The 26497-nt window shown below is 43.8% G+C and carries 38 protein-coding genes; 36 read left to right on the plus strand and 2 right to left on the minus strand.

Features of this window, described 5'->3' with window-relative positions; translation table 11 throughout:
* The first annotated feature begins 34 nt into the window (after positions 1 to 34).
* The 22 genes from DC345_RS00975 to DC345_RS01075 all read left to right on the plus strand — a co-directional run bounded on the left by DC345_RS00975 (position 35) and on the right by DC345_RS01075 (position 14631).
* On the plus strand, positions 35 to 547 hold the full coding sequence (locus DC345_RS00975; RefSeq protein ID WP_113051518.1) for a nucleoside deaminase: 513 nt from the start codon (positions 35 to 37) through the stop codon (positions 545 to 547).
* Positions 548 to 659: 112 nt separating this feature from the next.
* On the plus strand, positions 660 to 1241 hold the full coding sequence (locus DC345_RS00980; protein ID WP_113051519.1) for a GNAT family N-acetyltransferase: 582 nt from the start codon (positions 660 to 662) through the stop codon (positions 1239 to 1241).
* Positions 1216 to 1854 (plus strand): Type 1 glutamine amidotransferase-like domain-containing protein, encoded by a 639-nt coding sequence (locus tag DC345_RS00985; RefSeq protein ID WP_113051520.1) that lies wholly within the window; start codon positions 1216 to 1218, stop codon positions 1852 to 1854. The genes DC345_RS00980 and DC345_RS00985 overlap by 26 nt, the downstream gene beginning before the upstream one ends.
* 17 nt (positions 1855 to 1871) lie before the next feature.
* Complete coding sequence (locus DC345_RS00990; RefSeq protein ID WP_113051521.1) at positions 1872 to 2765, plus strand: PhzF family phenazine biosynthesis protein; 894 nt, start codon at positions 1872 to 1874, stop codon at positions 2763 to 2765.
* 26 nt (positions 2766 to 2791) lie between these two features.
* Positions 2792 to 3586, plus strand: a complete 795-nt coding sequence (locus tag DC345_RS00995) for an aminoglycoside adenylyltransferase domain-containing protein (protein WP_113051522.1) — start codon at positions 2792 to 2794, stop codon at positions 3584 to 3586.
* Complete coding sequence (locus DC345_RS01000; RefSeq protein ID WP_113051523.1) at positions 3549 to 3983, plus strand: cytidine deaminase; 435 nt, start codon at positions 3549 to 3551, stop codon at positions 3981 to 3983. Before DC345_RS00995 ends, DC345_RS01000 begins: the two co-directional genes overlap by 38 nt.
* Positions 3984 to 4001: 18 nt before the next feature.
* Positions 4002 to 4460 (plus strand): GNAT family N-acetyltransferase, encoded by a 459-nt coding sequence (locus tag DC345_RS01005; protein WP_113051524.1) that lies wholly within the window; start codon positions 4002 to 4004, stop codon positions 4458 to 4460.
* 31 nt (positions 4461 to 4491) lie between these two features.
* On the plus strand, positions 4492 to 5289 hold the full coding sequence (locus DC345_RS01010; RefSeq protein ID WP_113051725.1) for an inositol monophosphatase family protein: 798 nt from the start codon (positions 4492 to 4494) through the stop codon (positions 5287 to 5289).
* Entirely contained in the window at positions 5289 to 5885 is a 597-nt protein-coding gene (locus DC345_RS01015) for an HD domain-containing protein (protein ID WP_113051525.1), read from the plus strand. The genes DC345_RS01010 and DC345_RS01015 overlap by 1 nt, the downstream gene beginning before the upstream one ends.
* Before the next feature lie 45 nt (positions 5886 to 5930).
* Positions 5931 to 6380, plus strand: a complete 450-nt coding sequence (locus DC345_RS01020; RefSeq protein WP_113051526.1) for an NUDIX hydrolase — start codon at positions 5931 to 5933, stop codon at positions 6378 to 6380.
* Between the two features lie 20 nt (positions 6381 to 6400).
* Positions 6401 to 6733, plus strand: a complete 333-nt coding sequence (locus tag DC345_RS01025) for an HIT domain-containing protein (RefSeq protein WP_072734123.1) — start codon at positions 6401 to 6403, stop codon at positions 6731 to 6733.
* A gap of 225 nt (positions 6734 to 6958) precedes the next feature.
* Positions 6959 to 7114 carry a hypothetical protein gene (locus DC345_RS31570; protein ID WP_181586433.1) on the plus strand — a complete coding sequence of 52 codons (156 nt, stop codon included), beginning with the start codon at positions 6959 to 6961 and terminating at the stop codon, positions 7112 to 7114.
* A 108-nt stretch (positions 7115 to 7222) separates the two neighbouring features.
* Complete coding sequence (locus tag DC345_RS01030) at positions 7223 to 7999, plus strand: hypothetical protein (RefSeq protein WP_113051527.1); 777 nt, start codon at positions 7223 to 7225, stop codon at positions 7997 to 7999.
* Between the two features lie 203 nt (positions 8000 to 8202).
* Positions 8203 to 8625: a hypothetical protein gene (locus DC345_RS01035; RefSeq protein WP_113051528.1), complete on the plus strand. Its 423-nt coding sequence runs from the start codon at positions 8203 to 8205 to the stop codon at positions 8623 to 8625.
* 257 nt (positions 8626 to 8882) lie between these two features.
* Complete coding sequence (locus DC345_RS01040) at positions 8883 to 9449, plus strand: GNAT family N-acetyltransferase (protein ID WP_113051529.1); 567 nt, start codon at positions 8883 to 8885, stop codon at positions 9447 to 9449.
* A 108-nt stretch (positions 9450 to 9557) separates the two neighbouring features.
* The gene (locus tag DC345_RS01045) at positions 9558 to 10055 is read left to right on the plus strand and encodes a PH domain-containing protein (protein ID WP_113051530.1); all 498 of its coding nucleotides are present in this window, start codon (positions 9558 to 9560) and stop codon (positions 10053 to 10055) included.
* Entirely contained in the window at positions 10052 to 11587 is a 1536-nt protein-coding gene (locus tag DC345_RS01050; protein WP_113051531.1) for a PH domain-containing protein, read from the plus strand. Before DC345_RS01045 ends, DC345_RS01050 begins: the two co-directional genes overlap by 4 nt.
* An 89-nt stretch (positions 11588 to 11676) precedes the next feature.
* A complete protein-coding gene (locus DC345_RS01055; RefSeq protein ID WP_113051532.1) occupies positions 11677 to 12039 on the plus strand; it encodes a DUF3139 domain-containing protein in 363 nt (120 codons plus the stop codon).
* An 11-nt stretch (positions 12040 to 12050) separates the two neighbouring features.
* Complete coding sequence (locus DC345_RS01060; protein ID WP_113051533.1) at positions 12051 to 12830, plus strand: Cof-type HAD-IIB family hydrolase; 780 nt, start codon at positions 12051 to 12053, stop codon at positions 12828 to 12830.
* Between the two features lie 103 nt (positions 12831 to 12933).
* The gene (locus DC345_RS01065; protein ID WP_094030689.1) at positions 12934 to 13104 is read left to right on the plus strand and encodes a YHYH domain-containing protein; all 171 of its coding nucleotides are present in this window, start codon (positions 12934 to 12936) and stop codon (positions 13102 to 13104) included.
* A gap of 286 nt (positions 13105 to 13390) precedes the next feature.
* Positions 13391 to 14053, plus strand: a complete 663-nt coding sequence (locus DC345_RS01070; protein WP_113051534.1) for an HAD family hydrolase — start codon at positions 13391 to 13393, stop codon at positions 14051 to 14053.
* Positions 14054 to 14112: 59 nt separating this feature from the next.
* A complete protein-coding gene (locus DC345_RS01075) occupies positions 14113 to 14631 on the plus strand; it encodes an NUDIX domain-containing protein (protein ID WP_258530421.1) in 519 nt (172 codons plus the stop codon).
* A 219-nt stretch (positions 14632 to 14850) separates the two neighbouring features.
* On the opposite strand, the gene DC345_RS01080 is transcribed toward DC345_RS01075, so the two are convergent.
* Positions 14851 to 16008: a glycosyltransferase family 4 protein gene (locus tag DC345_RS01080; RefSeq protein WP_113051535.1), complete on the minus strand. Its 1158-nt coding sequence runs from the start codon at positions 16006 to 16008 to the stop codon at positions 14851 to 14853.
* A gap of 282 nt (positions 16009 to 16290) precedes the next feature.
* Here DC345_RS01080 and DC345_RS01085 point away from each other — a divergent pair, with 282 nt between their 5' ends.
* From DC345_RS01085 to DC345_RS01095, 3 genes are read left to right on the plus strand one after another with little or no spacing between them, the layout of a single operon-like run.
* Positions 16291 to 16860 carry a DMP19 family protein gene (locus DC345_RS01085; protein ID WP_113051536.1) on the plus strand — a complete coding sequence of 190 codons (570 nt, stop codon included), beginning with the start codon at positions 16291 to 16293 and terminating at the stop codon, positions 16858 to 16860.
* A 25-nt stretch (positions 16861 to 16885) separates the two neighbouring features.
* Positions 16886 to 17422, plus strand: a complete 537-nt coding sequence (locus DC345_RS01090) for an AAA family ATPase (protein ID WP_113051537.1) — start codon at positions 16886 to 16888, stop codon at positions 17420 to 17422.
* Between the two features lie 12 nt (positions 17423 to 17434).
* A complete protein-coding gene (locus DC345_RS01095) occupies positions 17435 to 17725 on the plus strand; it encodes a hypothetical protein (protein WP_113051538.1) in 291 nt (96 codons plus the stop codon).
* Between the two features lie 102 nt (positions 17726 to 17827).
* Here the strand turns inward: DC345_RS01095 and DC345_RS01100 are convergent, their stop codons facing one another.
* The gene (locus DC345_RS01100; protein ID WP_113051539.1) at positions 17828 to 18601 is read right to left on the minus strand and encodes a sporulation protein; all 774 of its coding nucleotides are present in this window, start codon (positions 18599 to 18601) and stop codon (positions 17828 to 17830) included.
* A 225-nt stretch (positions 18602 to 18826) separates the two neighbouring features.
* On the opposite strand from DC345_RS01100, the gene DC345_RS01105 reads away from it, so the two are divergent.
* The 11 genes from DC345_RS01105 (at position 18827) to DC345_RS01155 (ending at position 26486) form a co-directional block, all read left to right on the plus strand.
* Positions 18827 to 19498: a class I SAM-dependent methyltransferase gene (locus DC345_RS01105; RefSeq protein ID WP_258530450.1), complete on the plus strand. Its 672-nt coding sequence runs from the start codon at positions 18827 to 18829 to the stop codon at positions 19496 to 19498.
* A gap of 58 nt (positions 19499 to 19556) precedes the next feature.
* Entirely contained in the window at positions 19557 to 19997 is a 441-nt protein-coding gene (locus DC345_RS01110) for a hypothetical protein (RefSeq protein WP_113051541.1), read from the plus strand.
* A 20-nt stretch (positions 19998 to 20017) separates the two neighbouring features.
* Entirely contained in the window at positions 20018 to 20560 is a 543-nt protein-coding gene (locus tag DC345_RS01115) for a hypothetical protein (RefSeq protein WP_113051542.1), read from the plus strand.
* Positions 20560 to 21099 carry a GNAT family N-acetyltransferase gene (locus tag DC345_RS01120; RefSeq protein ID WP_113051543.1) on the plus strand — a complete coding sequence of 180 codons (540 nt, stop codon included), beginning with the start codon at positions 20560 to 20562 and terminating at the stop codon, positions 21097 to 21099. The genes DC345_RS01115 and DC345_RS01120 overlap by 1 nt, the downstream gene beginning before the upstream one ends.
* 38 nt (positions 21100 to 21137) lie before the next feature.
* The gene (locus DC345_RS01125; protein ID WP_113051544.1) at positions 21138 to 21662 is read left to right on the plus strand and encodes a YfiT family bacillithiol transferase; all 525 of its coding nucleotides are present in this window, start codon (positions 21138 to 21140) and stop codon (positions 21660 to 21662) included.
* A gap of 28 nt (positions 21663 to 21690) precedes the next feature.
* The gene (locus DC345_RS01130) at positions 21691 to 22149 is read left to right on the plus strand and encodes an NUDIX domain-containing protein (protein ID WP_113051545.1); all 459 of its coding nucleotides are present in this window, start codon (positions 21691 to 21693) and stop codon (positions 22147 to 22149) included.
* 41 nt (positions 22150 to 22190) lie between these two features.
* On the plus strand, positions 22191 to 22697 hold the full coding sequence (locus DC345_RS01135) for a GNAT family N-acetyltransferase (RefSeq protein ID WP_113051546.1): 507 nt from the start codon (positions 22191 to 22193) through the stop codon (positions 22695 to 22697).
* Positions 22698 to 22962: 265 nt separating this feature from the next.
* A complete protein-coding gene (locus tag DC345_RS01140; protein ID WP_113051547.1) occupies positions 22963 to 23682 on the plus strand; it encodes a class I SAM-dependent methyltransferase in 720 nt (239 codons plus the stop codon).
* A gap of 70 nt (positions 23683 to 23752) precedes the next feature.
* Positions 23753 to 24493, plus strand: a complete 741-nt coding sequence (locus tag DC345_RS01145; protein ID WP_113051548.1) for an SDR family NAD(P)-dependent oxidoreductase — start codon at positions 23753 to 23755, stop codon at positions 24491 to 24493.
* Between the two features lie 302 nt (positions 24494 to 24795).
* Complete coding sequence (locus tag DC345_RS01150; protein WP_113051549.1) at positions 24796 to 25485, plus strand: response regulator transcription factor; 690 nt, start codon at positions 24796 to 24798, stop codon at positions 25483 to 25485.
* A complete protein-coding gene (locus DC345_RS01155; RefSeq protein WP_113051550.1) occupies positions 25482 to 26486 on the plus strand; it encodes a sensor histidine kinase in 1005 nt (334 codons plus the stop codon). The genes DC345_RS01150 and DC345_RS01155 overlap by 4 nt, the downstream gene beginning before the upstream one ends.
* The last annotated feature ends 11 nt before the right edge of the window (positions 26487 to 26497 follow it).

The raw sequence follows: 26497 nt of genomic DNA on the forward strand, positions 1-26497 counted from the left end.
AGAAGGTCAATATCTACACTAAGGGGGATTTTTCGTGAGATTATCGGACTATGAATATTTAGTTTTGGCTCTGGAAGAGGCAGATCAGGCGTTAATAGAGGGGACATATCCGATTGGTGCGATAATTGTGGATGTGGATGGGACTGTCGTGAGTAAAGGAAGAAACCGAGTCTTCTCCGAATGTGATCCGACCGCACACGCTGAAGTCGATGCTATTCGTCAGGCAGGGCAACATTTGCTGGATGTAAGTAAGAAGCGATACACGAAGAATGACCTGACCCTCTACACTACCTGTGAACCTTGTCCCATGTGTTCATGCACCATATTAATGTCGGGGATCAAAAAGATCGTATGGGCGGCGGATGATGAAGGGTATGGCGGGCTTAGACGTTTTAAGGAAGGCCCTCATTTTATCCATTTGTTCGACACACTATCCTATGTTGCAGCTCCATATCTTGATTTGGAAAATAGACAACGGGCATTGCTTGCCCAATGGAATATTGGTAGAGGTATGCTTAATACAGAGTGGGAAACTGCCAAACAATGAAATCCATGCCGATCTCCATTTTACTAGCCAGTGTCATAGAAGATATATGAATGGGCAGATGCAATAGTCCTATGGGAACGAGGGCTTAGACAAACAAAGGAGAGAATTTGAAATGGAGTTCGCGGGACAGAAGATCAGAATAACACCTGTCACAGAACAGGACCTCGACTTTATAAGCAAACTTGAGTGTGATGCGAGTATATGGAGTTTTGAGGAAACTGTTGAAATGGATACTAAGACAGTTCGCGATAAATATCGTAGTCATTTTTTCACTGTGGAGGAAAAGCCGTATGCCTATGATTTCATTATTCGTCGTTTGGAAGATCTAGAAGGTGAACCAATTGGTCTTATCCAAATGTGGAGCTATGTGGATCATAGAAAAAGCTGGGAACTCGGATTCGCGCTGCTTCCGAATTATGTAGGGGAGGGCTACGGAAGTGAGGCTACGAATCTTTTATTAGAATTTGCATTCAACGGGTTACACGCCCATAAAGTGATAGGAATGTGCAATGCTCAGAATGTCCGATCGGCTGCGCTGATGCAGAATGTAGGTATGACAAGGGAAGCTGTGTTCAAGGAAGAACTTTGGTGGAACAATCAATGGACGGATCAATATTTCTTCTCCATTTTAGAAAAAGAATTTAGTGAACAAAGAGGGAGAAATTCAGATGACCAAGTTGGTCTTGTTAAGTGATTTATATTTCGAATCTAACCACGAACTAAATCAGAAAATTTTGAGCTTGTTCAACTCTGACCAGCCTTCCATCGGTTATGTGCCTTCGTGTTCCGACCCGGGACGGAAATATTTCGAGCATACAAGACGTTACTATAATCAACTGGGAATCCAAACAATCGATTATTATGATCTCGATCTAGAATACGAGGAAAACAGATTTAATACCATATTTGAAACTGAAGCGATTCATTTATCTGGAGGTAATACATTTTATTTTCTAAGTTTATTGCAGAAGAGAAATACAATGGGATTGTTGCGTTCCTATGTGCTTAAAGGTGGCATTCTGATTGGGGTTAGCGCAGGCAGTATTCTAACTACACCAACGATTGAAGTGGCCGGATATGGTAAAGATGCAGACGAGAATAATGTTGGATTATTGGACAAGCAGGCTCTGGCACTCGTTGATTTTGAATTTTCACCACATTGGGATGGATCGGAAGAAGCTCTGGAATCATTAAGAGATTACGCGCGTGCCAACTCTACAACAATCTATGCTTGCAAAGATGGTAGCGGGATTGTTATTGATGGTGAAGTGGTAGAGTCATATGGCGATGCACGGCGTATAAATTGAAAAAAGGTGGGTCTCTAATGAGTGTAATCACTGTATATCATTATGATGCTTTTTCGACAGTTCCTGGTAAAGGAAATCCGGCCGGGGTCGTCTTTCATGCCGATTCGCTCAGTGAGGAAGCGATGCAGCAGATTGCGCATAAAGTTGGCTTTAATGAAACGGTCTTCGTGATGAGTTCCGAGGTAGCAGATGTTAGATTACGATATTTCACACCAGGTCATGAGATTAATCTATGTGGGCATGCCACGATGGCATCCATGTATGGGTTAAAGACTAGAGGGCTACTGGAGGATAAACAGTCGATCACTATTGAAACTAATGTAGGCATATTGCCGATTCAGTTCCAGCAGGATGGCGATACGATCAACATCGAGATGAAGCAGGATCAACCCCGTTTCATGCCATTCCAAGGTGACATAGAGAAGCTGGCAAATTCCATAAATCTAACCATGGATGATATTGATCTATCCACACCCATCGTCTATGGAAGTACAGGCGCCTGGACTTTGTTGATACCGATTCGTAAACTGACTTCTTTCCAACAAATGAAACCGGATTCTTCTCTATTCCCTGAGATATTAGTTGAAAATCCGAAAGCTTCTTTGCATCCCTTTACTCAGGAAACCCGCGATTCAGATGCGCTAATGCATGCCAGACATTTTTCCTCGCCCTTTTCGGGAACTACGGAGGATCCGGTTACGGGAACTGGATCCGGTGTGATGGGTGCCTATTATTTGGAGTATATGAATTCTGAGACGGATCAGGCTCATTTTGTTGTGGAGCAAGGACACGAGGTTGGAAGAGATGGGAAAGTTTATGTTAGCGTGGTGAGGGATGGAAAGGACATGGATGTGAGGATACGAGGAACGGCTATTTTTGTGGAAGAAATGAAAGTGGAGTTGGATACGTAACAACGTAAATGAAGGAGTGGAGTTAGATGGATGAACAGGCGGTATTACATAGAGTTACTCATTTGCTTGAAGAAGAATGCTTGGATTCCTTGGTAGGAATTTACTTGCACGGGTCCATGGCTATGGGGTGCTTCCTTCCTAATCAAAGCGATATCGATATTCTGGTGGTATGCCGGGAGCAGCTGTCGGCTGATACCTATGGAAGGATTGCGAACAGATTGATGCTCATTGAAGATGAAATGCACATTATCACAGGATTTGAACTAAGTATTGTTTTGGAGTCTACGGTTGCTAAACTGACGTTTCCAACTCCATTTGAATTTCATTATTCCGCGTATCACCGTGAAAAGTATAGAACTGATGATCAATATCTTTGTGGTGGATACGAAGATCCTGATCTGGTAGCACACCTGGCCGTTATTGTTGACCGTGGAATTGTGCTTGTTGGCAAACCGATTAAGGAGTTATTCCAGCCCGTAAAACGTGAATATATGTTGGCCTCTATTACATCTGACGTTGGTTCAGCTCTGGAAGAAATAACGGAGAATCCTGTCTACTATGTTTTGAACCTATCACGGGTTCTATTGTATGCGAAAGAGTCGGTCATATACTCCAAGCGAGAAGCAGGCGAGTGGGCACACATTCATATTTTACCGAAGTACAAAGAAGTCATCTCACAATGTCTCGCAAAATATAACGGAGAGCTGGAAAGCGTTAATCTAAGTGATGATTTACTTCTGGATTATGCGAAGTACATGTTGGATGAAATAAAAAGGAGACATCATGATGACCATAACGACAGAGGATTTGGAACTGATTGAAGCAGCAAAGAAAGTAATTTCGCGTTTGTATCAGGAGGGCAAGCATCACGTTGGGGCAGCAGTACGAACTCGCTCTGGAAAAGTATTTACGGCGGTACATCTGGAAGCTTATATCGGTCGTGTCTCGGTATGCGCGGAAGCGATTGCCATAGGTAAAGCCGTTTCCGAAGGGGAACATGAATTTGAAACGATTGTAGCCGTAAGACACCCAGAAGTTGATCCCAATGATGCAACGAACGGAGCGGAAATCCAGTTAGATGTGGTATCTCCTTGTGGTATTTGCAGAGAGCTGATTAGTGATTATGGGAAGGACACACAGGTCATTTTGCAGGGAGAAGAGGGTTATTCTAAAACAACGATTGGGCAGCTATTACCACAAAAATATACAAGAACATAATAAGGAAGGTAGACTGTGATGTTTGAGATAGTTGATATTCGGCAAAAGCCGGACATGCTGCAGACAGCTGTACAATACTTTTGGAAGCAGTGGGGCTCGGAATCAAGTTATCATTTTTACCGGGATTGCATTGAGCGTTCCGTGGAAACCGACAGTGATGTGCCCCGGTTTTATGTACTGTTGGATGGCGACAGGATTGTTGGAGGATATGCTCTGTTACGAAGTGATTTGAATAGCCGGCAGGATTTGTTCCCTTGGTTTGCGTGCCTTCATGTTGATCCAGAATATCGAGGCCAGAACCTTGGTGGGCAACTACAGAATCATGCGATTAATGAGGTGAAGACGAAGGGCTACGACAAGCTTTATTTATGTACGGATTTGACGGACTATTATGAAAAAAATAACTGGGTGTATATCGGTAAAGGATATTTGCTCGATGATGAAGAGACTCGGATCTATGAAATTTGCATAAAATGAGCGCTTTAATAACACGAACGGAGTGATGGTCATCGAACAAACCATTCGTTTAGCCCAAGAGATTGCGGAGAGTGTCATTCGAAGAGCCGGAAAAGTTGCCAAAGAGCATTTTGATCAGATCATCTGTGCAGAGGAGAAGGGTATCTTTGGGGACGTCGTTACTGAAGTAGATCATGAAGCAGAGCGGATAATATGTGATGAAATTAGCATTCGTTTTCCCGATCATGAAATCCATAGTGAAGAGCGGGGGCATAACGGACAGAAGAGTGATTGGCTGTGGATGATTGATCCGTTAGACGGAACAAATAACTTTGCCATTGGTCTACCGATATTTTCCGTCTCGATTACATTAATGTATCGTTCAACACCCGTTCTCGGGGTTATTTACGAACCTCTGGTGGATCGTTTGTTTGTGGCATCACGTGGGAATGGAGCAAGTTGTAATCTGAACCCCATGAAAGTCCAAAAGAAAGAGCATATTCATAAAGGGACCATTGGATGGATCCAGGGGCATCAGGTGCAAAATGAGGAGAAGGCTGTACGGCTACGTCAACATCTGGATGTTCGTTTCAAACGAATGATGCGATTATGGGCTCCAACCATACAGTGGTGCATGTTAGCTAAGGGGGATATTGACGGTATTGTGCTCTACAATTCGGAAGGAGACGATTTGTATTCAGGCATATTAATGGCGAAAGAAGCAGGTGCCATTGTTATGGATTTTGAAGGTACTCCCTTTGATGGTATGAATTCAGAGCCATATTTAATTGCCTGTCATCCGGATCATCGTGAGTATTTCCTGAGTGTTGTTCGGGAGGGGATTAACTGATGAACGAATCATTGCAGGAGCAGATTCAATTTCTAATTGAGATTGATAAACTGAAAACGATTGAACGAAAAACGAGAATCATCCATGGTGATAGACTTGAAAATGATGCGGAGCATTCCTGGCATCTGGCGATGATGGCCTTGATTTTGCAGAGCCATTCCAACAAAGAGGTGGATATTCTCAAAGTCATTAAGATGCTTCTCGTTCATGACCTCGTTGAGATTGATGCCGGAGATACATTTGCCTACGATACGGTAGGGCATGCGGATAAATATGACCGAGAGATCAAGGCTGCGCACCGACTATTTGGGATTTTACCTGAGGAACAAGCCCAAGAACTGTTGAACCTGTGGCTGGAGTTTGAGGCAAAGGAGACTCATGAAGCGCAGTTTGCCTCGTCCATGGATCGGTTGCAGCCGTTAATCCACAATCATCAGAATGAGGGAGATACGTGGCAGAAATACAATATTACGAGTGAACAGGTGTTAAACAGAAATCGTGAGATTGAGAACGGTTCCGAAACACTGTGGACGTACGCACAGCAGATTATCCAAAATTCCGTAGACAAGGGAATCTTGACTAAATCCAAGTCGTAGAGCACATTGCTGAACTTATCTGATTACAGACGGGGGAAAATCTTTATGGGATATATCATGGAGTTGAGAAAGCTGGTGGGTTCGCGTCCTCTAATCATGGCTGGTTCATGTGTGTTGGTCTTTAATGAGCAGGGCCATCTGCTGTTGCAAAGACGTACAGATAGTCTGGATTGGGGAACCCTTGGCGGATCATTGGAACCGGGAGAATCTTTGGAGGAAGCTGCTGCCCGTGAATTGTATGAGGAGGCTGGACTGAGAGCGGGTGCATATAAACTCATTACCGTTTTCTCAGGTCAGGACATGTATTACAAGTATCCTCATGGAGATGAAGTGTATAATGTCATGGCTGTCTATGAAGCTACTGATATTCAGGGCAAGCCAACCGTCATGGATGATGAAGGATTGGAACTGCGCTATTTTGATCTGAGTATGCCCATCCCAGAGATTAATCCGTTCACGGAATATGTGCTGAAAAAAGCGGGATATATTAACTAAGTAATGAAAGGGGATCGTACATGACACAGGATTTTTATTGTGATGAAGTGCTTAGTGGTAATACCAAAGTAAATATCGTCATGGAAACAGACAAGGTGCTGGCTTATCATCATACCCGCCCATACTACAAACATCATATTGTTGTTATTCCAAAGATCCATATCCAATCATTCATTTCACAGGAAGAAGCTAATAATGATGAACTATTACTGGAGATCATGCGCGTTATCAAAAAGGTTGCTGCGGATATGGTAGTTCAGACGGGTTCTTCCAAAATCGTAACTAACCTTGGTACTTACCAGGATTCGAAGCATCAACACTGGCATGTGGTAAGTGGTGAACGCATCCAATAAAATAAGTCTTACGTAAAATCTTCCTGCCGGATGTCCGGGGGAAGATTTTTTGATCTTAATGATTAGATTTCAGCCTAATCAAGAATGAGGGATTTGATTGGAGAAAGTAAAGAGAGGTAAAATATGCTAAAATAGGTTAGTGAATTAATAAATTGAACTATTTATAAATCATGATGATCATATGAATTATGAATTCAGTACGGTGATAAAAAAGGAGGAAGTGTGATGAGTTTTTCATTCTTTTCAACATTTGCAGTTTTATTTAATTTGGTGTTACTGGGATTGGGAGTGTATATCCTTATTTTATTTATCAAACTTGCTCATCGGGGGATCAAGGCGCTGGACATCTATATAAATGAGAAACGAGGAGAACGGTTCTAAGCTGTAGAATATCACCCGTCAATAGAATTATCATTTTTCTCTCAGTGTTTTATTGTTGCTCTATTGATATGATTAACTCATCATTCAACTAAAGAGAGGGTAAATGACATGGATACTTTTTTAGAGCAAATCAACGAATTGCAGGAGCTTCAAAAAGATTTGGTCAGTATACATCCTTTATTCGCAGACTATTATCCCGTGGTTGTGGCATTTGAAACTTTATTATATATCTATGATTATTCGTCCAAGACACAGCAATATGAATGGGTGAAAACCGTTCCGGATGACCTGAATATTCCCGAAGGATGCCTTGCAGCATTTCCGGTGCATCACATGGGTGGGCGGATGTGCGCAGTGGTGACGGATGCGGCGTTCCAAAATTTTGAGCAGAAAGTCTATCTCTTTCATGAATTTGTTCATTGTTACGTAAATGAGCAGTACACCGACATGGGTGACCGTCTTGAGATCAAACGTAAGATGGAGCAAATCAAGCGTGTAACATGGGAACTGGATTATGAGTTTCCTTATGACAATGAGATGGTTGTCCAGCGGATCACTTCGTTGCTGTCAGCCTTGAAGAGTAAGGATCTCTTGCAAGTGAAAGAGGCGAGAGTGGCCCTGTTCAGCTCTTTGAGTGAAGAACAAGGGGAGTACTTCAACTGGCTGGAATGGAACGAAGGTTACGCGCGCTATCTGGAGAATCGAATACGGGAGAAATTGGGACTGGAAATCAATCATATGGGGGATTCAGCTCCGTTTAATCGTCTTGTTTTCTATGAATGCGGGTCGGAATACATAAGCCTGCTCGTTAACGAACAGCCGGATCTTCATGCAGATTTGGAGCAGTTATTTGTGAGGGTACAAACAGAGCGAGTGCAGGCTTGAACACCGGGTATAGTTCCCAAAACATTACGGACGTAAAGATAAGTCCCTTTGTGGCTGATACCGCCCAGGGTTTAAAAGTGTTGCTCCAAGGATGGGACACCGAGCTGCAGCTTGCGAGCATAAGCATTTAGAGCTAAATACAGATGATTACGTAGAGCGTTTACGCTCATGTTCTAAGTAAGAATCGGGAGGTTCATATGCTAATGAAAAAAGCAGGGATTCTCTTAGGTCTCTTCATGGTGCTCCTTGCAGGCTGCAATCCTCCAAATGGAACTAATTCTATTCCGAAAGAAGCTCTGCCTTCGCTCATTACATTAACCTGCAACCCCAACTTCACGATTGAAGCGTGTGAGGATGTGAAAATCGGGAATCCTGTTGAGATCGGAATCGTAATCGAGGCTATAAACAAAGCGGAGCGTATATCAGGAAGTCTTGATTATAGCGTGGAGTATAAAATGAACTTAACAGATGCGGATGGCGCCTTAACCAAGTATGATTTTTCCATAGGCAAAGATCCCAAGCAGTCAGCCCTTCTGGTCAACCATGAGGATACCCACGTGGGATACAGCATACCCATAGAGGATGCAAACCGAGTGAGGAAACTGATTCAAAGTCATACGGACTGACACAGAAGATTACAGATTACCATCGGTAAGTCAGTTTACTATATAGGTTCAACAAAAAATTACACGATAACGGAGAGGACAGAAAAAACCTAAAGAAGCGAAGCGTTCGCCTTTATCCCCGGATTTTCCCCTTTGAAAATAGGAATCAAAAAAATCTGGGGATAACAGCGATCGGAAGGTTGTTCTGTCATCGGAGTGGCAAGTGTAAATATTCTTTGGTTTAATTTATATATCTATTGAAACGGAGAGACGGTCATATGAGTCACCTGATTACCATTCAACCTTTAACATCTTCGGATATGGAGGGTGCCTACCGGGTATTCGAGACATCCATTGCGAATGCATTTACACAGGAAGGGCTGGGTTCCCTGCACGAAGACATACGCGATGAAATTGAACACAAAAAAGCGGTGCTTCACTTAGCTTTAAATCCTTACAACAACAAGAAATCGAGTGTTTTCTTTCTGCTGGCCAAAAGGGAAGATACTATCGTGGGCACCATTTCGTATGGACCTTGCGGCGAGGAAATTCAAGAATGCACGGACCACCAACTGAACCACGTAGGGGAACTGGGTAGTCTCTACGTTTTGCCAGAGGTTCAGGGTCAGGGAATTGGCTCTGCTCTCATTCAGGCTTTGGCTACTGAACTTCAGAGGCGTGAGATTACGCAATTTTGCCTGGATAGTGGATACCGGACAGCGCAGAAGAAATGGCAGCGGAAGTTTGGAGAACCCTATGCCGTGGCAAAGAATTATTGGGGTGAAGGCACGGACCATATGGTGTGGTTATGTGATGTGAGGGATTTTGCTGAAAATATAAAATGACTAAGAGATGACGACCTGTATTGAACAGGGGTCATCTCTTTTACTAAGTCAATCTTTCTGCATCGATAGAGGACTATTCTTCGTACAGTAAGAAAAAGGAGTGAAGATATGCAGTACATACAGAGTACACCCGAGCAACGTTTATCGCCGGATGCCATAACCATATGGAGAATCAGTGCGGTTATATCGAACGGAATAGTATTGATTGTGCTTGCAGCACTGCTGGTTCTGGATTCCATCTATGGATGGAAGGCGTGGATTGGTTGGTTGCTGTGGGGAGTGTTTGCCATCTCAGTGCTGTATGCGGTGTGGGAGATTTTTATCCGGCCTTCATTGTTATACAAGCATTGGTATTACGATGCGAATGAAGAGTTCTTGCAATTGAAGCACGGGGCTTTGAAAAAGGTACATCAGATCATTCCCATGGCCAAAGTACAATCCGTTACGACGAATCAAGGTCCCCTTTTGAGAAAATATGCCCTATTTTCTGTATCGGTTGGCACGATGGGTTCATCTCATACGATTCCGGCGTTGCCAGAGGAAGTGGCGCTTGAACTGCGTAATCAGATTGCATCCTATGCAAGGATTAACGAGGTGGATGAATGAGCGAGATGAAAAGACAACACCCGTTAGCCATGCTCTGGAGTTTGTGGAAACTGGTGAAAAATTCTTTTGCATTTATCGTTTTTTTATTTATTCTCCGTCATGGCTCGGTGTCCACATGGATTATGTATGGCAGAATCGTCTTTTATGTAGCTATCGCGCTTAGTGTGATAAGCATTATCTGGAGTTGGTTTACACTACGTTATACCGCAGATGATAAGGCTTTTCAGATCTACAGTGGGGTGTTCAATCGGACAAGAAGAATAATACCCTATACCAAAATTCAGAACGTAAACCGGCATACGTCGCTGTTTCATCGTTTGTTCCGAGTCACATCCATTCGTTTTGAGACGGGCATCAAGGGAGACGATGCTACTTTTCAGCTGCAAGTCGTTTCACTTTCGGAATCGGATCGGCTTGAAAAGGTTGTAGCAGGGTATATGTCTGAAACGAATGTCGCCAGTGAAGCTGTAGAACCAAATGAAGAACCAGTGACGCGACCTGAACACGTAACACTGGAAGAAGATATCCCTTCGACTGTAAAAGAAGAGCTTGAACGGAATGTCCATTATAGGTCCACCCGAAAAGATATATTCAAAGCTTCATTTACCTCGCTCAGCTTTCTGGTACTTATTCCGATTCTGGGATCGCTCTATTCGTCGGTGAAGGATTTCTTTCCCGATGAAAAAGTGACGGAAAGCATCCTTTTAACATGGCTGGATACCTGGTGGATTACCGCATTGATCATCACAGGACTTATTGCTGTTTCCATTATGCTAGGTATTGTCAGAACCTTTGTGAAGTATGGCGATTTCCAAATCTCTTCTGATCGCAAACGTATCTACATTACGAAGGGCATGTTGGAACAGACCGCATTTTCGATCCTGAAAGAACGAGTTCAGGCGGTGAAAATCACACAGTCTCCAATGAAAAGACTGCTAGGATTGGCAGAAGTGGAACTGACGACAGCAGGTGGTGTGGGAGAATCTGAACAGGAAGTTAACTCGCTCTATCCTTTTCTGCCTGTGAAGCAAGCTTACGATATGATCTCGGAGATTTTGCCATCTTATCAGGTTACGCAGGAGATGCAGAAGCTTCCACGCAAATCATTATGGCTGCGCTTGCTCACCCCAAGCTGGGTATGGATCATTGCAACAGGGTTACTGATTTATTTCAAACCAGTGATTCTGGGACAGAGTCAGGCCTGGTGGATGATTTCCGCTATTCTGTTACTGTGGATTGGCATATGCAGAATAACTGATTTTCTCCATACACGATACGTCCTGAATCAGAACTTTATCCAATTGCGAACGGGTGCATTAACCTCAACACTATACATCTCCAAGCGGGAGAAAGTCATTGAGGTACAGATCACCCGGAATCTGCTGCAACGCTGGTTTGGAATTGCTTCAATTCAAACCGTGAATCGTGCCAAACCTGTTCTGCATCATACGCTAAATGATATTCCGCTTGAAGCCGTGGAGGCATTTCAGTTGTGGTATATGGAGCGGAGCCAGAACGTCCAGACCCGATAATGTAAAGGCAAGTGCAGGAAGACTACTAAGTTTACTGTGCACTTGCCTTTAATATTGAAGGTGGATTTCTAATAGCTTGGAGGTATCTGATGAAAAAGAAGAAAAAATACGTGCTGCCAGCGGTTCTGATCATTACGGTTATGTTAGTATTGACCCCAATAATATATGTGCAAGTAAATAAGCTGATCTATGCACATAGAGTTACCGAGTACTTAATAGAGGAAAAGAAATATACTCAAGAGGAAATTGAATCAGTGGAAGGCATATGGAATGTTAAGCTCCCGCCTTTCTCTGCTGAGGTTACATTTAAAGATGAACCAGATGTAGAATATATATATTTTGCACATAACGAAGTTCTTCAATTTGCTCATCGTATATCCGAAGAAGCACAAAGGAGAGGCAAAACCAAATCGGATCTGAAACATGTTGAACCAACGAATGACCGTGAGTAGGAGGTGTTCCATTGATTAAAATCGTATTTATGGATGTGGACGGTACATTACTCAGTGAGAAGGATCGAAGTCTCTCCCCAAGTACAGAGGATTCCATTCGAAAATTGGTTCGTAGGGGCATACAGGTCGTCCTGGTCACTGGCAGACCGTACAATTTATGCGGAGATTTCAGGAAACTCGGGATTGATACCCTGATTTCGGCTAACGGGGCATTGATTAAGAGCGGTGAAGAAGTGATACATAAATCGGTGCTTTCAGCACGAATGGTTAGAGAATTCAGTGAATATGCCGAGATGAACGGCAGCAGTATTTCTTATTTTACAGAGTCATTCGAGATGAATGGGTTATGTACAACGGATGTGCGTGTCACCGATGCATTGAGAGATACGCTCGGTCTGATGGAGTACCCCCTGAGAATCAGTTCTTTGGAACAGGAAGTGTATTGCATTTGTTTATATGCCGATCAAGCCGAAGCGGAGAAATTCCAATCCAGATTCCCTGCATTAAAATTCGTCAGGTTTCATCCTTACGTGTCTAACGTACTGGAAGAGAGCGAAGTATCCAAATCGATAGCGGCAGGAAAAGTGCTCGCCCACCTGAATATATCGAAAGAGGAAGCAATGGCTTTTGGCGATGGTGAAAATGATATTGATTTGCTAGAGTACGTGGGTCTTGGCATAGCGATGGGAAACGGAGGAGCGCGCGTCAAACAAAGTGCCGACTATGTCACGCTGCGAGCAAGTGAGGATGGCATTACACATGCGTTGAGGAAGTTTAAAATCATAGAATAAGCAAATTTTGGAGTAATAAGGATATCCTAATTATGGGTTTTCATGTAGAATGATGGAGGATGAATTAACCCCTAAAGCATAGGGTGTGATCGAAGGGTGACTTATGAAAAAGGTTGTCATTGTAATCTTGTCTCTTGTCGTACTTATTGGAGTATCTTCTTCAGCTTATGCCCATCCAGGCAGACTGGACAAAAATGGTGGACATAATTGTTCCGCGAAATCCAAACAAAAGGGCCTATGCACAGGCTACCATTATCACAAAAAGAAGAAATGAAAATGAGTTTTACAAGGTAAACCCAGCCCTGGTCTAATCTATGGTTGGGTTTGCATGTTTATAATTCATGGTAGTCGCAGCTAACAGAATATAATAAACATTACGTTAGAGGTGAGTAGTATTATGGGGTTTATAGGGATCATTTGTGTAATTATTATGACGGTCACACTCATCAGCATAGAAAGTAAAACGAAACGGTTAATTCAAGAGCAGGCCGAAACCAATCGGAAACTGGAGCAACTATTGAGGAAATAACGTTATACAGACAGATGGGAGGAGCATGACAATGGATCATATTAAAGCGATTATTTTTGATCTGGACAATACGATTCTCAACAGAACAAGTACCTTTGAAAGCTTCAGCCAGAGCTTGATCAACACTTATTTTGCCCATCTTCAAACTACGGATGATATTCTTAAACGAATTATTGAGCTGGATGAGGACGGTTACAAGGACAAAGGCGTGTTATTCAATGAGCTGCTCCATGAATTACCTTGGGCTGAGAATCCGCCTCACGCCGAGCTTATGGAGTTCTATGGCAGAGAGTATGTGAAAAGCGCTGTTCTGATGGAGCAGGCGAGAGAAGTGGTTCAGCATCTAAGGGGAAAATATAAAACAGGTTTAATCACCAATGGTAAAACCGAGATTCAGTACGGCAAAATCGATCAACTTGGCATTCGGGATGATTTTGACCATATTATCGTTTCGGAAGAGGCTGGGGTCAAAAAGCCCGATCCTCGTATTTTTCAATTGGCATTGGAGCATTTCAACCTCTCTCCCGAGCAGTGTATCTACATTGGAGATCATCCCGTCAATGATGTTGAAGGAGCGGCAAAAGTAGGCATGAGTACGATCTGGATGAAGGTCAATCAGCCTTGGCAGGACAGCATTACAACCAAACCATTGCATGCTATTGAGCATCTTGGTGAATTAAAAGGCCTATTCTAGAAAATATCGTCAGATTAGTTTCAAACTACGCCCATAACAAAATAGTGAGGAAGGTGTACATGGAGATCAGACAAATGGCTACGGCATTTTTGAGTAATGGAAACGACATGTTGATGATGAAGAAGGCAGGCAGCAGGATGTTTGATTTTGAGTTCTGGGGTGGTATTGGCGGGCATCTGGAGCATGGCGAACTTAACTCACCAATGACTGCCAGCTATCGGGAGATTGAAGAAGAGACGGGGTTCAAGCCAGAAGACGTGAATCATTTTCGGCTTCGATATATATTGCTAGAGCTTAATGGTGGTGAAGTGCGGCAGCAGTTTGTATATTTTGGTGAGACGACACATCGAGCCTTTATTCCATCAGATGAAGGGGATTTGTTCTGGATACCCAAGGATGAGCTGCTGGATTTACATACATCCATTCTGATCGAAGCTGCAATGCGGCACTTTTTGCAGAATCAGGAGACCGACGAGATATGGATTGGTAATGTCCTAAATGGGGAAGGGGCAGCGGCTAGACCGAGGGTAGAATGGAGTATTATGCAAGACACGATATCTTTTGAACCCGTTGTGTAATGTTAGACGTCTTGACCGGGATTGGGCATATTTCTGATCGGAAAAGCCATACGTTTAACCAGACGGCGTTATAAAGAGCGAGGATATTAGCCATCCCCGCTCTTTTTAATACCTCGTATTAAATATAAATCTTCTCATTGGAAGCAGGAAGGAGATGACTTATCCAAATTTCAATAGGGGGTCTTCGAGCAGCAGTGATCATCCGTTATTCAATGAAAATCAAGCCGTGATGATTCGATCTTTCGTGCGTCTTCTCCGATTCTCAATCGCTTCCTCATAATCTCCGATTAACCTGTCAAAAATGTGATCCCACGAACGCTGCTCAGCAAGTTTTCGGCCTTCAAGGCCCATATTCCTTAGTTGATCCATATGATCTCCCCAGAGGCATATCTCTCGAATCAATGCCCCCGCATTACCCGGATCGAACAGAACACCGCTTCGATGATGTGTGACCAAATCTTTTACACCGCCACCATTCGCAGCGAGCACCGGCAATCCTGATGCCATTGCTTCCAGCACTACATTGCCAAATGTTTCTGTTGAGGAAGGAAACACAAAGAGATCTGCCGAAGCATACATAGCAGCAAGCTCTTCACCATGCAGATACCCCGTAAAGGTGACATTGGGTGGGGATTGCATACGCATTTTGGGGAGCAATGGCCCATCGCCTACAATGATCCAGTGTACACGGGATTGCATATGTTCTGGCAATTGGTGCATGGCAAGGGTGAGGGTAGCGATATCTTTTTCCGGGGCAATTCGTCCAACGTAGAGTAAAATAAGAGGAGCAGCTATATTGTAGCGAGTACGGATATCGGAGCTTCGTTTATTCGGAGAATACAGGCTGCAATCGATTCCGCGGGACCATAACTTCAGACGTTGAATACCTTTTGATTGCAATGCGTTTAAGGTTTCCTGAGACGGTGTCAATGTTGCATCACAGGCCCGGTGGAACCATTGGATATACTTCCAGTAAAGAGGAATGACACTTTTCAACTTGTAGTATTCGAGGTACCGATCGAAGTGAGTGTGGTAGGAGATGACATGTGGAAGCTGATGTTTGAGCGCATATCTGAGACCGAAAAGACCCATATTGAACGGAGTGGCGATATGCAGCAGATCTGGCTGAAAAGTCTTTAGCTCCCGATGGATGGATGCTCGATTAGGTAAGGCAATACGACATTCCGGGTAGAGGAAAAAGGGGATGTTGGTAACCGAACGGACTGGAGCGGCATCGTTGCCTTCAATAACAGACTGCGGTGTGAATAGCAGATGCTCAATTCCTTTGCGGTTCAAGTGATTACTCAAGCGGTGCAGCGTACCGGCAACACCATTGGTTTCCGGAACATAGGTGTCGGTGAACAAGGCCAGGCGCATCATAACCCCTCCCAAGACTCTTGATGACAAGATCATAACAGCGGATCATTTTCCAAAGATCAAGTGCAGGTTAACTTTATCCATATTCCGTGTAAAGTGTGCGGGGAAGTGAATTGATGCAAACTTACATCGGATAAACTTATCTAACATATTCTGCTATGATGTATAGGCGTCAAAAAAATCTGGGGATAACAGCGATCAGAAGGTTGTTCTGTCATCGGAGTCATAGTGCAAATTTTCATTAGTTGAACTTATATATAGAGAGATACAGGAGGCAGAGAGATGAACAAATTACAGGAAGAATTGCAGCAATTATTACCCTTGGATCAGCTTGAAAGCATGTCGGGTGAGGAAGTGGTGGGGAGTGTTGCCATGGATCTGTATCGTGTGGAATTTCCGACCATTCGGGAGTGCGGACCTGAACTTCCGCAGGTATTGCGAGATACCATCCTGATCGTAGACCTTGATACAGAGCTGTCCATGAGTGGCATTACTGGTTTTCTTGAAAATGCGAGTGGGCAGTTTCTGGGTGAAACAAAGGAAGCAATGCAGCGAATAGGCAATGATGCAGATGCAGAAATTCTGAAGAATATCCAGCAGATGTTATCCGAAAGTGGTGTAACGCCTGAGCAGTTAAGAGAGAATGTGAATGCCCTCTCCGAACAGGATGTAACGACGACCCTGAATACGCATGGACAAGAGATCCATGAGGTTTTGCAACAGGTGGAGCTGGAAGCGGGTAATTTAAGCATGCAATCGGATAATAAAGAGGTATTTGAACTCCTTTATCAATATGTGGATACGAACAAAGATCGACTGAAACAGGAGTTGGAGCACCTCTTATCTAATTGAATCTGACACGCAGGAGGACGTCACTATGATTGTGATGATTAATGGGGCATTTGGCTCGGGTAAAACCTCTGCTGCAACCAAGCTGCAGCCGTTAATTCCGAACAGCATGATCTACGATCCTGAAGAGATTGGATACATGTTAAAAAACGTGATTGCGGATGACGTCCGAATGGAAGTGGAGAAAACGGACGATTTTCAGGATATGGAGCTGTGGAAAGTCCTTACCGTGAAAGTCGCCCGTGAAATCAGGCAGAAGTATGATAAACATCTGATTGTTCCAATGACCATCTACAAGTCAGAGCAGTTCAGTTACATCCATCGAGGTCTGAAGGAGCTCGACCCCAACCTTTTTCATTTTACCCTGATGACATCTATGGAAACATTACATGAGAGATTGTTGAAGCGCGGGGATGAGCTTGATGGATGGACTTTTCAACAAGCGGTTAAGTGTGTTGAAGCATTCCATGGAGCGCGCTTTGAAGAGTACATTCAAACGGACGGCCAAACAAGAGATGATGTGGTGAATGTTATATTCTCCAAAGTGTTGTCAAATCGTAAATGAGGAGGCAAAATAATGCGTATCAACAAACGATTAGGTGTGGAATCCCTGTTGGTAACTTTGCTATTCATACTGGGTTTTATGGCTTGGAATGTTGTTCAAGGAATGTTAATGACGCTGAATCATACACCTGAAATGATGAACAACGCTTCATCCGTCACATTGTTGCAGTCGAAGGTTGCTTTTGGCACTATTGCCCGTTGGGATACTACTTCGATTTTGATCGCTGCTGTTGGATTTCTCTTGCTTGCTTCTGCATACTATGGACTTCGATCGGGGATGCAGCGCTGGACACAGCGTTCCTGATTGTTTATTAATAAAAGAAAAGCATAGCCAAAAAAACAGTTCTATACCAATGAAGTTGGTAGGAGAACTGTTTTTTTTGTTTTTGGGTCTATTTTTAATAGATTATAGATGCTTGGAGATGACTTCTTCCAGACCTTGAGCAACCGACTGCGCACCACGTGCAAGATGTCTTTCGTAGAGATGCAGTCGGACAAAGCTCTCATCTGTACCCATCGCCTCCGAGAAAATGCCACCGAGTCCACGTGCACGGCGGTCGATCTGAAGCAACAGTTCCAGAGAATCTCCCATCGGGTAGAACAGTACTTCCAGCTCATCCAAATAGCCGCGGAATTCACTCGTTGGCACGAATTCAAATTCCTGCACAAATGGAAGATTACCACCAAGCTTTGGAGCATAGTCGTTGGTCACTTCACGCAGCTTGAAACCAAGGAGATCAATCGCATCAAGCACAGTGTTCATATCTTTTGTAGGAACTACATGGAGTCTGTCCCGGTCTGAGGGATCCATTGCGCTTGAGATATCGAGGCCAGTTTCAACCCAAACCTCTGCACGATGCAGTGTAATTGGAAGGTTTTCTGGCAGATCAAATGAGAAGGATTTTTCCAGTTTGGCTCCAGGTTGTAGTATAAAATCTTCGGTAAGCAAGTATTTTGCTACAACGGCAGTTTCATTTACTTTTCGATCATTGTGCTCCCGTATGTAATGGGTTTTGATCGTAAGGTAGATTCGGTCTACATTCTGTTCCACGTCCCCACCCTCGATGTACACGATCCCAGAGATGACCCCTCCAGGCGTAACATGAGGTGTATGTAATTCTGTGTTTACTTTGGCTGCTCCAACACCTACACTGGCTAACATTTTCTTGAAAAAAGACATTTATTCAACCTCCACATCCTATTGGTTTATCCAAGTGGAAAAATACGACTTCGAGCTTAATACGGTGCCTACGAGAGAAGCGTTTCAAATTTTAACAAGCACAAGATGAGGATAGATGAAGCTCTTTAAGTGAGAAAAAAGTTAACCTATGGACAGGAAAATCGACTTGTCTGTGTCGAATGTTGTTTAATATGGGATTTTCTTCTGGGGGGATATCTATTGGGCATGGAATGGTATGACATGATTGCACGACGTAACGGAGGATATAAAGGCAGATCGGTATTTACCTGGGAGGGCAATTCAGCAGAAGATGTATTTGAAGCGCGCTTGATACAGTTGCTGCCTCATCATAAATCCGTGCTCGATGCGGGTTGTGGTCATGGTGAATTCACATTAAGAATGTCGACTTATACCGATCATATTACGGGTTTTGACAACTCGCAGGAGCTACTGCGTATCGCTCAGGCTGGGCTTGAGGCCAGTGACGTGGGCAATGTTGAATTTGTCTACGCTACAACCAAGACAGAGTTGCCCTTCGAAGACGAACAGTTCGACCTGATCTATGACCGCAGAGGACCTACGTCGATAATTGAACATAGGAGATTGCTGCGAAAGGGTGGCGTGATCTTTGGCATTCATACCGATGTAAGCAAGGTACGAGAAAGGCTGCATACAAATCAGTATGAAAACATTGAAATTGAGGAATTCAACGAGGCCCTGATGTTTTTCCCTGATGAAAAAGAGTTCGCTATCTTTCTTTCCGATATCCCTGGCAACCCGGATTACACACTGCCTGAGTACCATGAACAGCTTCAAGTTAAGCTGAAGGAAAATCAGATTGATGGGAGACTTGCTGTGCGAGAGCACAAATATATCTGGAAGGCCGTAAGGCGTTAAAGGAAGATTATAAAGTTTGAATGCTACCTTCGTATTTCAGATCAGGAGGTGTAATGGTTTGGGTAGAGAAACTTTAGAATGGAATTTAGGACCAGATCATGTGAATACCAGCTTCGAGCAGATGTCTAACGGGGAACGGAAATACAAAATGGTTTCAGAGGATGGCAGTTATTATTGTAGAACGGTAGCTTCATCTCAGGGAGCGTGGCAAAATAGCCATTTTCATAACCATATAACCGAGTTCTATGTAGTGCAGTCTGGTTGGATCGCTTATGCAAATTTTACGAATGATCATACGCTTGAAATCAGAGTTATGGGCGAAGGAAGTCACATCATTGTGCAACGAGGAGTACACCATAATTTATATATGTCAGCCAATAGCGTTATCCATACGATTAAATATGGTTTGAATACACATAGTGATTGGTCTGCTTCTCCGGAACTGGACAGCGTAACACAGACACTAATGGAGAGTGAATTACTTCAGACTTACGGTTAATCAGCTTGGGGGTTAAATACATGCGAAAAAGTACGATATTTTGGCTTACAGGCATTGGGATTATTATTGTAGCAGCTTTCATTGTATATAATAATTTGGCTCCAAGCGTTACAGCGCAGGATGTTAACATGAGGGGCACGATTCGGCAGTCAGCTACGGATGAATACGAGGTGCAGTTAAACATTACACGCAAAAAAGAAGATAAGGGTCAGCACATCGTATATCCTGTTGTACCTGGCTGGGGTTCAATATCTTTTGATGACAAACAGGATAACCGATTTATTCGACCTACTTCCGTCGGCAGCACAGGTGCAATGGAAGAGATTCTTCGTCAAGCCTTACAGAGGCAGTCATCAACAGCGATTATTGAATTTGCTGGGTTCTCCATACCTGATGCTACTGGCACGTACAAGATGCGTTTTACCATTCATCCTTTGAGTGAAGAAGCAGAACTGATTCGGCAACCGATGATCTATTATGTTCATCAGGAAAAATTACTGGGCAAAAACCTGAGCTGGGTTTCAGGAGAGCCTCTGGAAATCATTAAGGAGTATGCAGAGTGATGCTAATCTATCAATGGAATGAGATTACGGTAGGTTTATTGGATGACAAGGATGAGCAGCTTCTTGTTCATTGGTTGTCTGACCCCGTAGTACTTCAGTATTACGAAGGCCGTGATCGGCCGCATGATCTGAATTTGGTCAGAGAGCACTTTTATAGACAAGAGGATACGGCATATCGTTGTATGGTTGAACACGAAGGTAAACCGATCGGCTATATCCAGTTCTATGAACTGGAGGAGGCTGAACGTAATGAGTATGGTTATGGAGACACCGATGAAATCATTTATGGAACAGATCAGTTTATTGGAGAAGCTGATTACTGGAACCGCGGTATTGGCACACAACTGGTACAATCCATGTTGGCCTATCTGGTCAACGAAAAGCAAGCCCGTAAAGTGGTCATGGACCCGCAATCCTGGAACGAACGAGCCATATCCTGTTACGAGAAGTGTGGTTTCAGGAAGGTCAGACTGTTACCGAAACACGAACTGCACGAAGGACAGATGAGAGACTGTTGGCTGATGGAGTATGCCACATAGGAGTGCACTGTGTATATTTAACCAAGGAGGAATGATCGATGGATTTGAGGTACCCGATTGGAACATTTGAACATACAGGCGAGGTTACATCAGAGCAGCGGAAGCAGTGGATTCAGGATATTGCGGAGTTGCCGGAGCGCGCCCGCGAAGCGGTCAAAGGATTGAGCGAAGAACAATTGAGGCTGCCCTACCGGGAAGGTGGATGGATGCTCAAACAGGTTATACACCATATGGCAGATAGCCATATGAATAGCATGGTTCGTTTCAAGCTGGCACTGACGGAGGATAACCCCACGATAAGACCATATTACGAGGAACGATGGGCTGAACTGAGTGATTCGCGGGAACTGGATGTCGAGTTTTCTCTGCAAATCCTGGATGCGCTGCATCGTCGTTGGGTAGCGCTACTGAATACATTAACGGAAGCAGACTATGCCAAAACCTTTTATCATCCCGCATCCAAAGAAACGACCAGACTGGACTACAATTTGGGTGTATATGCGTGGCATGGCAGACACCACGTTGCACATATAACGTCGCTTAGAAGCAGGTTGGGAATCTAGCAGTGAAATATGTGAGGTGTGATTTCTGATGATAGAGAAACAGTGGCTGGATCTAAGTGAATTTCATGAATTGGAACAAGAGATTCAGTATGTCATCATGGTTACTCAGTTTCAGGGAAAATACGTCATTATTCATAACCTTAAACGTAGAGGCTGGGAATTCCCCGGAGGTAATCGTGAATCTGACGAGTCAGTTCTTAGGGCTGCAGAAAGAGAACTGTACGAAGAGACAGGGGCACTGAAGTTCACCTTGGAACCCTTCGGAATCTATCAAATGAATGGAAGATTCGGCATGGTTTATTATACGAATATTACTAAATTCCGTGCTTTATCGCTGGAACCTAACACCGAAATAGGTGCAATGAAAATGGTAGATACACTACCAGAGGGCATGAATTTTGGCGACATGTTTTATTCTTTTTTGCACCGATGGTCGATATATTCTGCTAAAGGGACACATGAACACTTTGTGGATCTTACTTTTTGAGGAAATAACATTTAAATAATAATATTAAGGAGATTACGTCGATGAATATACATATCAGACTTCTGGATGAGAGCGATCCGGTCGTAATTTCACAGGCGTTTCAGGAACAGGGTTGGGCGAAATCGGCGGAGCAGTATATTCAATATCTTGCAGAACAGCAGGATGGTGAGCGGGTGACTCTGGTAGCGGAGCTCGATGGAGCTTTTGCCGGTTACGCGAATGTATTGTGGAATTCGTATTACCCTTCGTTCAGGGAACAGGGTATTCCGGAAATTAATGATTTCAATGTGCTGATCAAGTATCAGCGTCAGGGAATTGGATCACGTTTGATGGACCGGGCAGAAGAAGTTATTCATGAGCGAACCGATACTGCCGGGATAGGTGTCGGGGTATTCTCCGATTATGGCAAAGCTCAAATTCTGTATGCGCGTCGTGGATATATACCAGATGGACGGGGTATTCACAAGCATGATCGTTATCTAAAGTGGGGCGATGAAACAATTATCGATGACGATGTGGTGCTGTATCTAACGAAGAAGTTAAGCTGATCGAGTCATGAAAAAAAGGATTAAAACGCTGTTGAGAAGACAGGAAATTACTTTCTTCTAAACAGCGTTTTTTACATCTAAACAGGCTATTTTTGGCTAGGAATCATACAAGAAAATAGAGTTGGATTGGGTGAAAATGTTATAATAGAGGGTAGTTGATTTAGCGCAGAAACCGTGATGGCGCGGGCGACATAAAGACAAAGAGATCGATACATAAGAGGGAATGTGCAGGATGTTTTGTATGAATTCGAGGAGGAATGTGGTTATGGAGAAGACGATTAAAAATGTCCAGGATCTATATGACATGCTTGACGCAGAATTCAGATCAGCGAAGCAATTTTGGGAGCCGTTCTATGAAGATCGGGACCGGCCAATCCCCTTTTTTTCAAACAAACCGGATGAAAATCTGGTAGCACATGTGAACTCAGGAATATTATCTGGGGGCAAAGCATTGGAGCTCGGTTGTGGCCCGGGAAGAAATGCATTATATCTAACACGTCAGGGTTATAAGGTAGATGCTTATGATCTCTCGGAGCAAGCCATTGCCTGGGCCAAGGAAAGAGCAACGGAAGAAAAGCTTGAAGTGAATTTCGAATGCAAATCAGCATTTGAACTCACGCCATATGAAGAGTACGATCTGGTCTATGATTCGGGCTGTCTTCACCATCTGCTGCCACATCAGCGAATTCCCTACATACAGATGATTCACAATGCACTTAAACCTAGAGGGTATTTTGGAATGACCTGTTTTGCTCCAGGATTTGGCGGTCAGGGTGGACCGGAGAGCGTTATGGACGATTGGGAGGTATACCGTGAGAAGTCGATGAAAGGTGGTCTGGCTTTTACGGAGGCAAAGCTTCACTATTTGCTTGAAGATCCATTTGAATGCGTGGAGCTGCGCCCGATGAAGGCGATGGGGCAGGATGATATGTGTTTTGGCTTGCCCATCCTATGGGTGACGTTGTGGAGAAAACCAAATGTGTAGTCATAGATGAAGGGTCATAAATTTGACGTTTAACCAATATTGCACAGAGCGAGAGAAAGGCGGGGAGAATATGGGACAAAGGTATTTTATCATTACAGGTACTTCCAGAGGAATTGGTAAACAGCTTGCGGAATTGTTATTGAAAAAGGGAGATCACGTCTACGGTGTTGCACGCGGAACGTCTGACTTGGAGGAAGCCTACGAGCGTTACCAACATGTTCAGTTTGATCTGGCAGATATTCATAGCATCGACGATCTTGTCTCAGGCATATTGAATCAGATTCCTCCTCAAGAAGTTGAATTCATCGGACTCATTAACAATGCTGCCATGCTTGAGCCGTTGAAGCCGATAGATCAGTGCAGTGCCGAGGAGATCCGTCTTAATCTGAACATCAGTTTGGCAGCGCCTATGACTCTGACTTCATCTTTTATGCAACATACCAACCACCTGACCACACGCAGAAAAATAGTCAATGTATCGTCCGGGTCAGGCAGTTATCCGGCACCTTCAATGGCATCTTATTGTACTTCCAAAGCTGGAATAAACATGTTCACCCAGTGTGTAGCGATGGAACAATCTGGGCATCCCAATCCCGTTGAAGTGATTGCATTCGATCCGGGGATGGTAGATACTGAGCTACAGGCTGTGGCAAGAGGCAAAAGTGCAGATGAATTTGCATTGTCCGAGGTATTCGGTCAGGTCTATGAAGCAGGCCAATTAAGATCGCCACAGGATGTCGCTCAGAAATTGATCGAACGGATGGAAGAAATCAGTGATCCAAGCAAGGTCCTCCATACTATGGAGGGATAACAGATTAACAGTTATATACGTTTAGATTCATCTAAATTGATAAGAGATTATGGGTTTTACGTTGCCTCGAAACTTGTATTGTTCTATTAATAGCGGCAGGAGTGGAAGAGACGGAATCGATTCTGAAGAAGCGGTAGCGTTCGCCTTTGTCACCTAATTTCTACATTTAATAAATTTAATAAAGGAAATTTGGGGACAACTGCGATCGGAAGAACGATCCGTATCTGGAATGGTCCCCCGTAGATTGTCAAACAATATGCTTCGGGCAATGCCCAAGAAGAACAGAAACGTGGTGAAGGTATATGTTTAAAATTATGCTCATTGAAGACGATGAATCGTTATTCAGTGAAATCAAAGAACGGTTATCCCAGTGGTCATATGACGTGTATGGCGTACAGAATTTTGGCAAAGTCATGCAGGAATACAGTGCCATTCAGCCACAGCTGGTCATTATTGATATTCAGCTTCCCCAGTATGACGGATTTCATTGGTGTCGCATGATCCGAGCTCATTCCAATGTGCCGATTATCTTTTTGTCCTCACGGGATCATCCTACGGATATGGTGATGTCAATGCATCTGGGCGCAGATGATTTTATCCAGAAGCCCTTCCATTTTGATGTTCTGATTGCCAAGATCCAGGCGACCCTGCGTAGGGTGTATAACTACAATACAGAGCGGATTGAGCTGCGTACATGGCGTGGGGCTGCCATTGAATATGTGAAAAACACCCTTACCCATGACAATGAATCTGTTCTTTTGACCAAAAATGAAATGTTCATTCTCAAAGTGCTGGTAGAGCACAAAAATCAGATTGTGACCCGGGAAGACCTTATTCGCAGTCTGTGGGATCATGAACATTTTGTCAGTGACAACACACTCACGGTCAACGTGAATCGCCTTCGCAAGAAGTTGGAGCCGCTAAATCTGGATGGCTATATCGAAACCAAGGTGGGTCAGGGCTACATGGCAACAGAAGAGGCAGAAACATGATTGGCAAATACATACGGGAAAAGCTGAGTTGGTTAGTGTTGCTTATAAGCATGCAGCTCATCATTTTATTTGTAGCCTATATCGACACGTCCATTCCATTCCGATCTGTAGCGTACATCGTCATGCTGAATGTAGTCGTATGCATCGTGTTTATCTGGGCGAGATATCCAAGAGAGACCCGCTTCTACAAAAAATTAACCACCTGGGATCACACCTATGATCCAGGGGATTTGGATATCGCTGAAAGCCCATATGAACGGATTGTGCACGATGCCGTGACTTCCCAGACCGAACGTTATCGGAAGGAGTCCTCAGCTCATTTTATTTTGCTGGAGCAGGAGAAGGATGAGATGTTGGCCTGGATTCACGAGGTGAAGACGCCCTTAACCGCGCTGCAATTGATGATCGAGCGAATGCCGGATGACAAGCTGCAGGGCCAGATGACGTATGAATGGCTGCGAATTCACCAACTGCTCGATCAGCAGCTTCACCAGAAGCGTATTCCATTTATGCATAATGATTTGTTTGTGGAAGAAACAGAGCTTGAACCGATTTTGAATGGCGAGATTAGAGCTTTGAAGTCGTGGTGTATATCCAAACGGATTGGCTTCGACGTGTCATTAGATGTGACTACGGTGCTGACCGACAGCAAATGGTTAGGTTTTATCATACGGCAGTTGCTCAGTAATGCCGTAAAATATAGTCATTCCTCTGACATTGTCATTGAAAGCAAGGAACAGGATGGGCACATCATACTGATCATTCAGGATTATGGACGAGGGATCGAAGCGCAGGATTTACCGCGTATCTTTGATAAAGGCTTCACTTCAACTCAGGGGAGATTGGAAGGAACGGCAACGGGAATGGGCTTGTATTTGACCCGACAGGTGGCACAAGCACTTCGTATAGACATTCAGGTACAGTCTGCTCCCGGAGAGGGCACTAGTGTCAAGCTAACTTTCCCGCGAAAAAATGACATGATCCACCTTGCAGGCGTGTGACAACATTGTCA

The organism is Paenibacillus taichungensis (genome assembly GCF_003287275.1).
Taxonomy (GTDB): domain Bacteria; phylum Bacillota; class Bacilli; order Paenibacillales; family Paenibacillaceae; genus Paenibacillus; species Paenibacillus taichungensis_A.

What these genes read in the sequence shown, in the direction of transcription:
- DC345_RS00980 (WP_113051519.1), top strand. Translation starts at nt 660, where the DNA reads ATGGAGTTCGCGGGACAGAAGATCAGAATAACACCTGTCACAGAACAG.
- DC345_RS00985 (WP_113051520.1), top strand. Translation starts at nt 1,216, where the DNA reads ATGACCAAGTTGGTCTTGTTAAGTGATTTATATTTCGAATCTAACCAC.
- DC345_RS00990 (WP_113051521.1), top strand. Translation starts at nt 1,872, where the DNA reads ATGAGTGTAATCACTGTATATCATTATGATGCTTTTTCGACAGTTCCT.
- DC345_RS00995 (WP_113051522.1), top strand. Translation starts at nt 2,792, where the DNA reads ATGGATGAACAGGCGGTATTACATAGAGTTACTCATTTGCTTGAAGAA.
- DC345_RS01000 (WP_113051523.1), top strand. Translation starts at nt 3,549, where the DNA reads ATGATGACCATAACGACAGAGGATTTGGAACTGATTGAAGCAGCAAAG.
- DC345_RS01005 (WP_113051524.1), top strand. Translation starts at nt 4,002, where the DNA reads ATGTTTGAGATAGTTGATATTCGGCAAAAGCCGGACATGCTGCAGACA.
- DC345_RS01015 (WP_113051525.1), top strand. Translation starts at nt 5,289, where the DNA reads ATGAACGAATCATTGCAGGAGCAGATTCAATTTCTAATTGAGATTGAT.
- DC345_RS01020 (WP_113051526.1), top strand. Translation starts at nt 5,931, where the DNA reads ATGGGATATATCATGGAGTTGAGAAAGCTGGTGGGTTCGCGTCCTCTA.
- DC345_RS01025 (WP_072734123.1), top strand. Translation starts at nt 6,401, where the DNA reads ATGACACAGGATTTTTATTGTGATGAAGTGCTTAGTGGTAATACCAAA.
- DC345_RS31570 (WP_181586433.1), top strand. Translation starts at nt 6,959, where the DNA reads ATGAGTTTTTCATTCTTTTCAACATTTGCAGTTTTATTTAATTTGGTG.
- DC345_RS01030 (WP_113051527.1), top strand. Translation starts at nt 7,223, where the DNA reads ATGGATACTTTTTTAGAGCAAATCAACGAATTGCAGGAGCTTCAAAAA.
- DC345_RS01035 (WP_113051528.1), top strand. Translation starts at nt 8,203, where the DNA reads ATGAAAAAAGCAGGGATTCTCTTAGGTCTCTTCATGGTGCTCCTTGCA.
- DC345_RS01040 (WP_113051529.1), top strand. Translation starts at nt 8,883, where the DNA reads ATGAGTCACCTGATTACCATTCAACCTTTAACATCTTCGGATATGGAG.
- DC345_RS01045 (WP_113051530.1), top strand. Translation starts at nt 9,558, where the DNA reads ATGCAGTACATACAGAGTACACCCGAGCAACGTTTATCGCCGGATGCC.
- DC345_RS01050 (WP_113051531.1), top strand. Translation starts at nt 10,052, where the DNA reads ATGAGCGAGATGAAAAGACAACACCCGTTAGCCATGCTCTGGAGTTTG.
- DC345_RS01055 (WP_113051532.1), top strand. Translation starts at nt 11,677, where the DNA reads ATGAAAAAGAAGAAAAAATACGTGCTGCCAGCGGTTCTGATCATTACG.
- DC345_RS01065 (WP_094030689.1), top strand. Translation starts at nt 12,934, where the DNA reads ATGAAAAAGGTTGTCATTGTAATCTTGTCTCTTGTCGTACTTATTGGA.
- DC345_RS01070 (WP_113051534.1), top strand. Translation starts at nt 13,391, where the DNA reads ATGGATCATATTAAAGCGATTATTTTTGATCTGGACAATACGATTCTC.
- DC345_RS01075 (WP_258530421.1), top strand. Translation starts at nt 14,113, where the DNA reads ATGGAGATCAGACAAATGGCTACGGCATTTTTGAGTAATGGAAACGAC.
- DC345_RS01080 (WP_113051535.1), bottom strand. Translation starts at nt 16,008, where the DNA reads ATGCGCCTGGCCTTGTTCACCGACACCTATGTTCCGGAAACCAATGGT.
- DC345_RS01085 (WP_113051536.1), top strand. Translation starts at nt 16,291, where the DNA reads ATGAACAAATTACAGGAAGAATTGCAGCAATTATTACCCTTGGATCAG.
- DC345_RS01090 (WP_113051537.1), top strand. Translation starts at nt 16,886, where the DNA reads ATGATTGTGATGATTAATGGGGCATTTGGCTCGGGTAAAACCTCTGCT.
- DC345_RS01095 (WP_113051538.1), top strand. Translation starts at nt 17,435, where the DNA reads ATGCGTATCAACAAACGATTAGGTGTGGAATCCCTGTTGGTAACTTTG.
- DC345_RS01100 (WP_113051539.1), bottom strand. Translation starts at nt 18,601, where the DNA reads ATGTCTTTTTTCAAGAAAATGTTAGCCAGTGTAGGTGTTGGAGCAGCC.
- DC345_RS01105 (WP_258530450.1), top strand. Translation starts at nt 18,827, where the DNA reads ATGGAATGGTATGACATGATTGCACGACGTAACGGAGGATATAAAGGC.
- DC345_RS01115 (WP_113051542.1), top strand. Translation starts at nt 20,018, where the DNA reads ATGCGAAAAAGTACGATATTTTGGCTTACAGGCATTGGGATTATTATT.
- DC345_RS01120 (WP_113051543.1), top strand. Translation starts at nt 20,560, where the DNA reads ATGCTAATCTATCAATGGAATGAGATTACGGTAGGTTTATTGGATGAC.
- DC345_RS01125 (WP_113051544.1), top strand. Translation starts at nt 21,138, where the DNA reads ATGGATTTGAGGTACCCGATTGGAACATTTGAACATACAGGCGAGGTT.
- DC345_RS01130 (WP_113051545.1), top strand. Translation starts at nt 21,691, where the DNA reads ATGATAGAGAAACAGTGGCTGGATCTAAGTGAATTTCATGAATTGGAA.
- DC345_RS01135 (WP_113051546.1), top strand. Translation starts at nt 22,191, where the DNA reads ATGAATATACATATCAGACTTCTGGATGAGAGCGATCCGGTCGTAATT.
- DC345_RS01140 (WP_113051547.1), top strand. Translation starts at nt 22,963, where the DNA reads ATGGAGAAGACGATTAAAAATGTCCAGGATCTATATGACATGCTTGAC.
- DC345_RS01145 (WP_113051548.1), top strand. Translation starts at nt 23,753, where the DNA reads ATGGGACAAAGGTATTTTATCATTACAGGTACTTCCAGAGGAATTGGT.
- DC345_RS01150 (WP_113051549.1), top strand. Translation starts at nt 24,796, where the DNA reads ATGTTTAAAATTATGCTCATTGAAGACGATGAATCGTTATTCAGTGAA.
- DC345_RS01155 (WP_113051550.1), top strand. Translation starts at nt 25,482, where the DNA reads ATGATTGGCAAATACATACGGGAAAAGCTGAGTTGGTTAGTGTTGCTT.